The organism is Pedobacter sp. Hv1 (genome assembly GCF_001412215.1).
Lineage (GTDB): Bacteria > Bacteroidota > Bacteroidia > Sphingobacteriales > Sphingobacteriaceae > Pedobacter.
Window position 1 is genome coordinate 128,323 of sequence record NZ_LLWP01000002.1, and the last position, 12,038, is coordinate 140,360.

The following is a 12,038-nucleotide window of genomic DNA, read 5'->3' on the forward strand; positions in this document are numbered from 1 at the left end:
ACTAGGCGCTCAAAAAATTATGAACATGGTGATTAAACAACTCTGGTTGTTCCATCATAGGTGCATGGCCGCATTGGTTGATATAGTGCAAAGTAGCATTGGGCAATAACCTGTGAAATTGTTCTGCTACTGTTGGCGGTGTTACCACATCTTGTAAACCCCAAATTAACAATACAGGGATGTGAATGAGTGGCAAAAAATCTTTGAGGTTTTGTTTTTGGGCATCTCTGGCCAAACCAATAATAGACAGTACTTTTAATTTCTGCTGTACAATACCAAACACATGGGCCACCATTTCTTCATCAACAACTTCTTTCCGATCAAAAACATCTTCAATTTTAGTTCTGATGTATTGATAGTCTTTTACCCTCGGGAACGAACCGCCAAAAGTATTTTCATACAAACCAGAGCTTCCGGTTAGTACCAAACGATCTACTTGATCAGGATGTTTTAAAGTATAAAGCAAGGCCACATGCCCACCCAAAGAATTACCAATGAGCACTGGTTTAACAATGTGGTTCTTTTCTATGTACTGCTCCAAAAATAGCACTAGCCTATCTAAACCTTGTCCTACAATTTTACTAAACAGGGGCAGTTCAGGTGTCCATACCTGATGTTGAACAGCAAATCTGTGCTCTACTTTTTTCCAATTGCTAAGGTTGCCAAATAAACCGTGAAGCAGAATAATGTCTTTAGTCTGTGCAACACAATGTGGAAGAAAGGTTTTTGGAGTGTGATTTAATTGTACCTGCATAATCTGGAAATTTTGAAATGAAACACAAAACTTTCCAAAAATAGCAATATTTTAAATAAAGACTACTATTTCTATAGATTATATATTTAATTAAATCTATTTGGCTGATAATTATCGATTTGGATAGACAATGGAGCATTTGTTGCCAACTCTGTAACCAATTTACCGGTAACAGGTGCCAAACTTAGCCCCATCATTCCGTGCCCGCCTGCTATAATTAAATTAGCCAATTTGTGGCTATAACCGATATAAGGCAAACCATCTGGCGAACATGGCCTAAAACCATACCAGATTTTTTCTACTTGTGGTACGGCCACTTGGTAATCTGGATAATATTGGGGTATGGCATTGACAATTCCTTGTACCCTATTCATGTTAATTTGATGGTTAATTGGGGCAATCTCCATGGTACCACCAAAACGAACTTGTGCGCCCATTGGGGTTACAGCTACCCTAGCCTCTAGCAATAGCGATGGATGATGAATTTGATGGTAAGGATCTACCATAAAAGAGTAACCTTTGCCCGGCATCACTGGAATATTTAATCCAGCTTTTTGAGCCAGTTCTGGTAACCAGGCACCACCTGTCATCACTACCAAATCACATTTAAAAGTTCCGTTTGTGGTATGGATTTCGGTTATTTTACCTTGGTTAGTTTCGAAGCCGTTTACTTTACAATTGGTGATGATTTCAACTTCTTTGTTTTTGAGATAGGCAATGAGCTGTTTAACCAAAGTACTTGGGCTCAGGTGTGCATCGCAACGGTAATGTACTGCACCCAAAACAGCTAAGGCAGTGTCTGGTTCTAAATTTTGCACTGCACCTGCATTTAAAACATCAACATCAAGGCCCATTTGTTGTGCTTTTTTGGCTAAATGAATCTCCTCTTCTGCCGCAGCTTGCGTTTTATACAACATTAGGATGCCTTTTTTCTCTAAACCAAAATCTAGCTCTGGTTCTTTGGCCAATTCATCATACAGTTGTTTACTTAACAAGTGTAAATCACGCAACGGTGCGGCCGAATGTTCTACATGTTGTGGGTTGGCATGTTTCCAGAATTTTAGGCCCCAAGAAATCAATTTCGGATTTAGAGAAGGTTTTACATAGAAAGGGCTCTTGTTATCAAACATCCATTTTATACCCTTACTGATCATACCTGGAGCTGCCAAAGGCACAAAATGGCTTGGTACGATCATCCCTGCATTACCAGACGAGCAATTATTGTATAAATCGCCCTGCTCTAACAAGGTTACTTTAAAACCTGCTTTTGTTAAGTAATAAGCACTACAAAGGCCAATAATACCTGCACCTATAATGGTTACCGTGGGTTTTTGTTGTGGAAGACTCATTCGGGGTTAACTGTTTAATTGTTCTATTGCTTGATTGGTTAACTGGTTAATTGCTTAACTAGTTAATTGTTATATTGTTTTATTGCTTAACTGTAAATTGTCAACTGAAAACTGCTAACTGGTTAATTGTTCTATTGCTTAATTGAATAACTGGTTAACTGGTTAATTGTTTTATTCCTTAACTGTAAATTGTCAACTGAAAACTGCCAACTGGTTAATTGACAGCTTACAGACTCCCGACTATTGACTATTGACCATGGACTAAAGACTACAGACTTCTTACTAAATAACCTGAAATCCATGTGCATAAGGGTCATCATCGTCTATAAATATGGTATTGTAGCCTGTTACTTTTGCCCAACCTTCTATACCCGGTACAATGGCGGGCTGTCCGTTAATGGTAGTTTCTTCTTCAATGGTGCCAATAAATTGAGATCCGATAATACTCTCATGAATAAATCGATCTCCTTTTTTGAGCTTGCCCTTTGCAAACCATTGTGCCATACGGGCCGATGTTCCGGTACCACATGGTGAGCGGTCTATTGCCTTATCGCCATAAAAAACAGCATTACGTGCAGTTGCCTCTGGCGAAATGGTAGCACCAGCCCATAAAAAATGACTTAAACCATTGATGTTTTTGTCTTCGGGGTGGATAAAAGTATATTGCTCATTCATCAACTTGCGGCAGGTTCTGCTCCAGCTGATCAATTGATCGGCAGTAAAATGTTCCAAACCCTTAAAGTTCTCTTGTGGATCTACAATGGCATAAAAATTTCCCCCATAGGCTACATCTACCACCAGTTGGCCCAAATCTGGACACTGAACGGTTAAACCTTCGGCCGCTAAAAAAGATTTGATATTGATCAGCTTTACCGATTTAACTTTTCCGGCTTCTTGCACATACTCTACCAAAACCAAACCTGCAGGCGTTTCTAAACGAAGTTTGCCCGGCACTTTCGGAATCACCAACCCTTCTTCTATGGCAATGGTTACCGTACCAATGGTACCATGACCACACATGGGCAAACAGCCGCTGGTTTCAATGTACAATACACCGATATCATTTGTAGGATCTATTGGTGGATACAAAATGCTTCCACTCATCATGTCATGGCCCCGTGGCTCAAACATTAGGCCTTTACGGATCCAATCGTATTCTTTTAAAAAATGTAAGCGGCGCTCCATCATGCTATTGCCTACCAGCAATGGACCACCACCAGCCACAACCCTAACTGGGTTGCCGCAGGTATGTGCATCTATACAACTAAATGTTTTCTTCATGGAGTTGGTTGCGGGTTAATTCGTTGTTTACAGTTCGCCAAATGTTTAAAGGATTGGCATTTTGAAGTTCTTTTGGCAGAAACTCGTCATCCCAATTCTGAAAGCTCAAAGGGCGGGCAAAACGTTTAATTCCATCTGCACCAACCGAGGTAAAACGGCTATCGGTACTTGCCGGAAAAGGGCCTCCATGTTGCATGGCTAAACAAACCTCTACTCCAGTAGGTACATTGTTAAGGATAAAGCGTCCGCAAATGTCTTGTACAAAATCTAACAATGGTTGATGCTGTCTAATGTCGTTTGGCGTAGCCATTATGGTAGCCGTTAATTGACCTTCCATAGCCTTAGCAACAGCCAGCATTTCGGTTTCGTCTACACATTGAATAATGAGCGAGTATGGGCCAAAAACTTCTTGGTGCAATATAGGGTTTGCTAAAAATGTTTGTGCCTTTGTGGTGGCTATGCTAATTAAGCCTTTTCCTTCGGTTAATTCTTCCTCATCTGTTTGTCCCACCAGCTGCACCCCTTTTTGTGCCAAAGCTGTTGCCAATTTTTCTGCATAATTGGTGGCTATACCTTGATGAAGCATCTTGGCAGGGCTTATTGGTTTAATCTCTCTTCTAAAACCCAGAATAAAACGTTCTAATGCCTCGTTATCTATAGCCACAATTAAACCCGGATTGGTACAAAACTGCCCCATGCCCAAGGTTACCGAAGCGGCTAATTGTTTAGATAGCGTATCTGCCTCTTTAATTAGTTTTTCTGGTAAGATAAATATCGGGTTAACGCTGCCCATTTCTGCAAATACAGGAATTGGGGTTTTGCGTTGGTTAGCCAAATCGAACAATGCTTTGCCACCACTATAAGAACCTGTAAAACCAATTGCTTTTACAGCTTCGTGTTTGGCCAAATAAGTTCCTACTTCAAATCCAGCTCCATAAACATGTGCAAAAATACCTTCGGGCATGTTACATTTTTCTGCTGCCCTCAAAATGGCATCGGCCATTAAGGTAGAGGTTTTAGCATGTGCAGGGTGTGCTTTTACAATTACCGGGCAACCTGCAGCAAAAGCACAAGCTGTATCGCCACCAGCGGTAGAATAAGCAAAAGGAAAATTACTAGCCCCAAAAACCACCACAGGGCCCAAAGGCACCAACATTTTGCGTAGGTCTGGTTTAGGAGGGGTACGTTCTGGCAAAGCGGTATCAATACTTGCCTCTAACCAATTGCCTTGCTCTGCAGCGGCGGCATAACTGGTTAACTGGAACATGGTTCTTGCTCTTTCTCCCTCTAAACGTGCTTGCGGCAAGTTGGTTTCTTGCATGGCAGTATCAATCAACTCAGGGCCCAAAGCCGCAATTTCTTCGGCTATGGCACGCATAAAATCTGCACGTTGTTTTAAAGAACAGGTTTTATATTGATGGTATGCTTTTACAGCTTTTGCCAATACATCGTCTAGTGCTGTTGTACTTGTATCTTTATACATGGTATTATTTTTTTATTCTCTTTTGGCGATTCCTCTGTGCCTATGTGGTTAATTTAACTCTTAACATCATCGTTGGCGAGGACGCCAACTAGAGCATTAAAGGCTCTATTAACTAAACGTGTTCTACCTGCAAGTGTAAATAAGCTGGTAATTCTGGTCTGTTGGCCAATCCATCGTTAATTACTTTCAATACTTGTACCCTTTCCTCTCCTTTTAGCACTAATCTTGGTGCTCTTACTATTTCAGAACTGATACCTGTAGCCTCGCCAGCTAATTTAATATACTGTACCAACTTGGCATGGATATCCAACTCTAAAATTGGCAAAAACCAACGGTAAATGGTAAGGGCCTCTGCATAGCGATTGGCTTTTACCAAACGATAAATGGCTACGGTTTCTGCCGGAAAAGCATCTACCAAACCTGCTACCCAACCATGCGCACCTAAGGCCAAACATTCGAAAGCCAAAGGATCTACACCACATAAAATTTTAAAACGATCACCAAATCGGTTAATCATTCGGGTAACATTAGCTACATCTCTGGTACTTTCTTTTACGGCCTGAATATTGGGAAACTGTTCCAATTCTTCAAACATCTCTATTGATACTTTAACTCCATAATCAACTGGGTTATTATAGATCATGATAGATAAAGTAGTTGCTTTTGCTACACTTTTAAAGTAGGTTAAAGCTTCTTCATCATCTGCCTTATAACGCAATGGAGGCAATAACATTAAGCCATCGGCACCTATTTCTTCTGCTTGTTGGGCCATGGCCACAGCATCTTTGGTTACTTGTTCTGCTATGTTTAAAATTACAGGTACTTTACCACCGATACTTTTTACGCAATAAGCCAATAGCTCTAGTTTTTCGGTACTGCTTAAGGTACTTGCCTCGCCCAAAGAGCCACAGATAATAATTCCATCTACTCCAGCTGCCAATTGTGCATCGAGGTTTTTCTGGAACAAAGGATAATCGATGGTATCGTTAGTGGTAAATGGGGTTAAAAGTGCAGGGTATACACCTTGCCATGCAACGTTTTTCATAAATATTTATTTTAATGTGGTGTTAAAGAGGTTTTGCTGTTATTTATCAATTAGCTACGCTCTGTGGTTCTTTGTCAATTTTGTATACACCAAAAGTAGCTAGTGCTTATTGACTATTTTTAACAGGTTTTAATGAATAATTGACAGATATTAACCGCAACATTTAAAGGACATATTCGTCTTTTTTATAATCAAACAGATAACCACATAGAAACATAGTCCACATAGACTATTGTGTAATTATAAGTAAAACAAAGAAGCTAAATGAACGAATTTACATATAAAGATGCTTCGACAGGCTCAGCATGACAACAAATTAAAAGATTTTGCATTTCAAAAATCCTATTATAGAAACGGCCACATCGCAACATAGCCCACATAGACTGAATGCTTAGCTCTATTCACACTAATAAAATTAAACCTTAATGTTTTTAAAATAGTGGTTAAGATAGGCTTTTGGAGCTTCGCCTTTTTTGGCTTTAAATACCCTGTTAAAGTTGGTTACACTATTAAAACCACAAGTATATACAACGGTAGCAATGTTTTCGAACTTACCACTGGTTAGTTTTTTACAGGCTTCGTTAATGCGCAGTTCATTTAAAAATTCAACAAATGTTTGTCTGGTATGTTTTTTAAAATATCGGCAAAAAGCCTGCGGGGTCATGTGCGCTTCGGCTGCAACCTCGTCTAAACTAATCGGTCGTTCGTAATGCTGCATCAGGTAGTTGAAAATATGTCCAATCCTGATCCCCTCACTTTCAGAAAAACTTGATAAACTTTTATTAGAGAGTCCTTCTGCTTGGTTTCCAATTTGTTGTAAGGTGTGCAGCAGGTTTAAAAATTGGATTACAATTTCCTGGTTTTTGGCATATTGCATACTCAACATTTTCTGTATCACAGTGTCTACATGTTCTGCCGGCACTTTGTAACCGCTTTGGTGCTGTTGTAAAAACGACCTTAACATTTGCATTTCTGGCAGTGCCAAAACTGGCATCAGCTTTCCATTGGGGTCAAAGAAAATCATTAAAGCCTGCACTTTTAAATCGCTTCCCTCATTAAAGTATTCTGCATTGCTTTTAAAGAGGTGTGGTTGGTTGGCACCTAGTAGGTAAATATCATTTTTTCTAAAAGCATACATGTTATTGTCTACAACCAATGTACCTTCTCCTTCTTTAATCCACATCAATTGTACTTCCTTATGGCGATGCAGATAAGGGTAAAAATGGGCCATGTTATCTTCTTGCACAATAATGGTATTATCGTGTGCTACCGGAATGGTAAATTGTAAAACTTTCATTTAGCTGAGTTATACCAACCCAATATTAACTTAAATATTTAATAAAATGAATTTATGGGTTAAAATATTCTTCATAAACACATACTTATTACATTAAATAACATTTGGGGGTATTATTTTTGTAAATCGTTGTTAAGCTCGCTACCGCTCAGGTACTTTCTTTTTATGGAAAAGGTGAGATGGAAAATGGAAGATGGAGTAGAAAGTTAAAAGTTGCAGGTTATAAGTTGAAAGTATAAAGCTCAAAGTAGAAAGTATTCACAAAGTGTGATGATTATTGAATCTATTCACAAAATTGGGATGTTTTACAATACCAATATCTCTTTACCAATGATTTTGTCAGTCTGAGCCTGTCGAAGACGATGAACCAATAAGTACATGGAAGATGGAATTCAAAGTAAAAAGTTAAAAGTGGAAAGTTATAAGTAATAAGTTATCAATTGATATTCTTTAACTTGGACACCTGGCTATTGACTAATGACCAATGAACTAATGAACCATTGACTATTGAACTAGTGACTATTGACCATTGAACCAATAAGTAAATGGAAGATGGAGTTCAAAGTGATTAACGTCCACAAAGTATGATGATATGCACACAGAATTGAGGCATTTTATATCTATTCCCTATTTACAATTTACTATTCCCTAATGACTAATGAACCATTGAACTAACAAACCAAAATGTCAAAATATTTGAAACAATTTCTTGGTTTCCCATTTCTTTCTCACATTTGTGCATGACTTATCCTGAAAAACTACATGCCATCCGCGAGCAAATGAAGGCTGACGGTGTTGCTGCCTACATTATTCCTTCTGCCGACCCTCATATTAGCGAGTATCTGCCAAACCACTACAAGTGTATCTCTTTTGCCACGGGCTTTAAAGGCTCGGTAAGTACCGTAGTAATTACCTTAGATTTTGCTGGTTTATGGGCCGATTTTAGATATTTTGAACAGGCCGAAGAGCAATTGCAGAACAGTGGCTTTGAACTGGTTAAGTTAAAGGTGCAACATGCACCAGAGTATATCCAGTGGCTGGGCGAGGTTTTACCACAGGGTGCTACAATTGCATTCGACGAGAAACTGGTCTCTATTTCATTGGGAGAGTTATTGCACAAACAATTGGCCTACAAGAGCATCAATTTTCAACATAAAGATTACCTGAACCCAATTTGGGCAAACAGACCTAGCCTACCTACCAACCCTGCATTTTTAGTAGCAGACGAGTTTGTTGGCCAATCTGTTAGTGCCAAGCTTAACGAGGTTAGAAAGGTGATGAAACAACTACATGCCGATTACCACCTCATTTCTTCTTTAGATGATTTGGCTTGGTTGTTCAATATGCGTGGCGATGATGTGAGCTACAACCCTGTAGTGCTAAGTTTTGCGCTGATTTCGGCAAACCAAGCTACCTTGTATATCCAACACGATAAGTTAAGTGCTGATGATAAAGCCAGTCTGGCTAAAAATGGTGTAGAAATTTTAAGTTACGATACCATTGCCAAGGACCTGGGCTTTTTACCTGCCGAAAGTTCTATTTTAATTGACCCAAAACGCAATTGTTTTGCCCTTTATAAATTGATCCCTAACTCGGTACAGCGTATTTTAGAGATCAACCCTTCTACCCAGTTAAAAGCGGTAAAAAATGCAACCGAGATTAACAATACCCGTTTAGCCATGATTAAGGATGGTGTTGCCATTACCCAATTTTTAAAATGGGTTAAAGACAATGTAAACGAGATAACCATTACCGAAATTTCTGCCGCTGCACAATTAAAGGCTTTTAGGGCCGCACAAGATGGTTTTATTGGCGAAAGTTTCAATACCATTGCCGGTTACAGAGCACACGGGGCTTTACCACATTATGCGGCTACTACTGCTAGCGATGTAACGGTTAAGGCCGAAGGTTTGTTTTTGGTAGATTCTGGTGGCCAATACCGTTATGGCACTACAGATATTACCCGTGTTTTACCTATGGGCAACAATACGGAAGAGGAATGCATTGATTATACCTTGGTATTAAAGGCCATGATAGAGGGTTGTAAAACCCGTTTCCCGAAAGGCACTTGTGGTTATCAGATTGATGCCATTACACGCAGACCGATGTGGGATTATGCCTTAAACTACGGCCATGGCACTGGGCATGGTGTGGGTTATTTCTTAAATGTACACGAGGGGCCACAGGTTTTTAATGCTACGGCAACACCTGTACCTGTTGAGCTGGGCATGATCACTTCTATTGAACCTGGCATTTACCGCTCCGGCAAACATGGTATCAGGATTGAAAACCTAGTGCTTACCATTGCCGACCAAGCCAATGAGTTTAACGAGTTTTATGCATTTGAGGCCTTAACCTTAGCGCCTATAGATACCACCTTGGTTAAAAAAGAACTGTTAGAACAAGCACATATAGATTGGTTAAATACGTACCACGAGAATGTGTATACTAAATTGAGTCCGTTTTTGAATGAGGATGAAAAGGCATTTTTGGCAGGAATGACGAGCGCTTTGTAGGTTGATGGTTCATTAGTTCATTAGTCAATAGTTCATTTACCCGTGGTTAATGGTTGATGGTTGATAACTAATAGAAAGCGCTTAAAGTTCATTGACTGAATACGTTTACAATACAATATTTTTAATGGCCAATTTGATTGCGGTGCAATTGGATTGGCCATTTGCATACCCCCCTCTTCAATCTGCCAAAAACCTTATAGCAAGTTTATTATAGTTACAACAGAAAAACCGTAGTCTCAGTAACAAGAAGTATGGTATCAGTAGCGAGAAGTATAGGCTAAGTAGCAAAAAGTATAGTCTAAGTAGCAGAAAGTATAGTCTCAGGAGCAAGAAGTATAGGCTAAGTAGGTAAAACTATACTAGTATTTAGGCATATTGAACAATTTGTTAGGGTTTCTATATAATTTGTTAGCAATTTATAATAGTAGCAGCGAGCATGCACTGTATATATGGCAACAATAGAGACAATTGTTTATGAGCTATTAAGTTAGATCAACCAACACTTAATTAACGTATTCTTCGTCTTGGTAACTGCACCAATCTTCTAGCGCTATAACCAGATAATCTTTAAGTACAATCTGTTTTTTCTTGGCTGTTTTTAACAACTGGATTAGCCATAAAATATCTAAGTGGCTAAGCTTGGCATGGGGCTCTACATCTATACGGGCTACAATTACCTGCTTGGCATTGATACTAATGGCAGTACCCATAATATTTCTGGCACTTGCGGTAATGTCTAAAAAGTTTTCTAAAAAATGCCAGCATTTAAACTGTTGTTTGGCACCCAGAAAAAGCACACACCAACCATCTTGGTGGGCTTGGTATGCATATAGTTTTAAAAAGAGTTCGTGGGCCTGTTTGGCGTCTTTAATAATCAGGCTATCTGCGTATAGCTGATAACTGATGGAGAGCTCGGCGGCTGTGGGGTTATTTTTTGGGGTTCGCATGGTAGAAAAATTGTAAAAAGCCCAGGTCGCTGCGAACCCCAATCGGAAACCGATAGAATACAGTACTTTCAACTGCTCGCCTAGGATATTGTAAATAAATTTATTTATTGGATTGCTCCAATTGGGATTCGCATTATAAAAATGCAAATTATGTTTTTAACTACCCGTATATAATCGGATAAAGTTATGGAAGTAATCCAGATTTTAACAAATACCAAATCCTTTAAATCACTTTTAATTTAAATTTCCCTATGTTTATAAAAATTAAAGTCAATAAAGAACATCTTATTTAATTCTTACTTTAAGCTATTAGGTTACAAAATCTTGACTTTTCCTTTTAAAAATCAACAATGTTAAAATTAGATAATGCTAAATACTATTCCTGAATTACTACGTAAGAAATCTGTTCAAGCTATATTTCAAACTCCTACTATGCAAAATGTATGGCCAACTTGGTTAAATGAAATACATCACCACTTAGGTGCAAATTTTGCAGAAAATGATATAATTAACTTAGGGGATAACTTAGGAAATATATTTAGATCTACTGCAATAGCAGGGAGAGATCAAGGCGCACTTTCGAGTGGAGGAACAGCATGGGAATCACTTGTTTGTTGGTATATAAATCTATGTTGTGTAGGTAGTCGTATCGTTGCTATTAAAACTATGAGTATGGTTCCTAAACCTATTCAAGATGCAACAACAATTAATTATGCAAATTTTGCCTGCAATACCGAATCAGATATTACTGTAATTATTTTCCCAAATGCTAATGATTATAATCAAGATGTTAATAATTTAAACATTATTGATGACCACGGAAACACAATCCCAACTACTGTGACAGGAAGGATTAACCCTCATGCCCTTAACTTCCTAACTGAAAGAGATTTTTTAAATCTAGAAATTGGAGTAATACAATGTAAAACTAATTGGAACGATAATGCACAAATTCCAATGCTTTGGGATATGATATATTCTGCTGGCGGATTCTCCGGTAGAAATATAACAATTGGCAGAAATAATTTCAATATTCAGCATGTTAGAAATTTCACATATTCTTTTGTAACTGTCCCTTCAAACGCAAGGGCTAATTATAATCAAAATTCTGTAGCTGTTAAACGTGTTACAAATTTGTCAGGGGGTAATTTTTGGGGTCAGCATACAAATGTTGGTGTCGCTAGATCGGTAAAAGAGATTTTTAATAATAATTACTCTTCAGGCTCTAGAACAAATTTAAGAAATGATCTTCGTCAAGCTTTACCCGATTTTAAAAAGAATGGTGATTTGGAATATTTTAAGTTATTATGATTTAAAATGATCTTTTCGTATGAGTATAATAAAATATCTTAAGATCCGAATTTAT

General features: G+C 38.4%; 9 protein-coding genes. 2 read left to right on the forward strand and 7 right to left on the reverse strand.

Translation table 11 applies throughout. The features are described 5' to 3' along the window. Window position 1: 1 nt before the first annotated feature. The 6 genes from AQF98_RS04845 to AQF98_RS04870 all read right to left on the reverse strand — a co-directional run bounded on the left by AQF98_RS04845 (window position 2) and on the right by AQF98_RS04870 (window position 7,209). The gene (locus AQF98_RS04845) at window positions 2-754 is read right to left on the reverse strand and encodes an alpha/beta fold hydrolase (protein WP_055130801.1); all 753 of its coding nucleotides are present in this window, start codon (window positions 752-754) and stop codon (window positions 2-4) included. A gap of 86 nt (window positions 755-840) precedes the next feature. Next, window positions 841-2,103, reverse strand: a complete 1,263-nt coding sequence (locus AQF98_RS04850) for an FAD-binding oxidoreductase (protein ID WP_055130802.1) — start codon at window positions 2,101-2,103, stop codon at window positions 841-843. Window positions 2,104-2,385: 282 nt separating this feature from the next. Further along, on the reverse strand, window positions 2,386-3,384 hold the full coding sequence (locus tag AQF98_RS04855) for a 4-hydroxyproline epimerase (protein WP_055130803.1): 999 nt from the start codon (window positions 3,382-3,384) through the stop codon (window positions 2,386-2,388). After that, window positions 3,368-4,867, reverse strand: a complete 1,500-nt coding sequence (locus tag AQF98_RS04860; protein ID WP_055130804.1) for an aldehyde dehydrogenase (NADP(+)) — start codon at window positions 4,865-4,867, stop codon at window positions 3,368-3,370. Before AQF98_RS04860 ends, AQF98_RS04855 begins: the two co-directional genes overlap by 17 nt. Window positions 4,868-4,979: 112 nt before the next feature. After that, on the reverse strand, window positions 4,980-5,912 hold the full coding sequence (locus AQF98_RS04865) for a dihydrodipicolinate synthase family protein (protein WP_055130805.1): 933 nt from the start codon (window positions 5,910-5,912) through the stop codon (window positions 4,980-4,982). A gap of 415 nt (window positions 5,913-6,327) precedes the next feature. After that, window positions 6,328-7,209, reverse strand: a complete 882-nt coding sequence (locus AQF98_RS04870; RefSeq protein WP_055130806.1) for an AraC family transcriptional regulator — start codon at window positions 7,207-7,209, stop codon at window positions 6,328-6,330. A gap of 740 nt (window positions 7,210-7,949) precedes the next feature. On the opposite strand from AQF98_RS04870, the gene AQF98_RS04875 reads away from it, so the two are divergent. Next, window positions 7,950-9,725 carry an aminopeptidase P family protein gene (locus AQF98_RS04875; protein WP_055130807.1) on the forward strand — a complete coding sequence of 592 codons (1,776 nt, stop codon included), beginning with the start codon at window positions 7,950-7,952 and terminating at the stop codon, window positions 9,723-9,725. Between the two features lie 503 nt (window positions 9,726-10,228). Here the strand turns inward: AQF98_RS04875 and AQF98_RS04880 are convergent. Then, a complete protein-coding gene (locus AQF98_RS04880; RefSeq protein ID WP_152969636.1) occupies window positions 10,229-10,672 on the reverse strand; it encodes a JAB domain-containing protein in 444 nt (147 codons plus the stop codon). A 366-nt stretch (window positions 10,673-11,038) separates the two neighbouring features. Here AQF98_RS04880 and AQF98_RS04885 point away from each other — a divergent pair, with 366 nt between their 5' ends. Continuing rightward, on the forward strand, window positions 11,039-11,983 hold the full coding sequence (locus tag AQF98_RS04885; RefSeq protein WP_055130809.1) for a hypothetical protein: 945 nt from the start codon (window positions 11,039-11,041) through the stop codon (window positions 11,981-11,983). The last annotated feature ends 55 nt before the right edge of the window (window positions 11,984-12,038 follow it).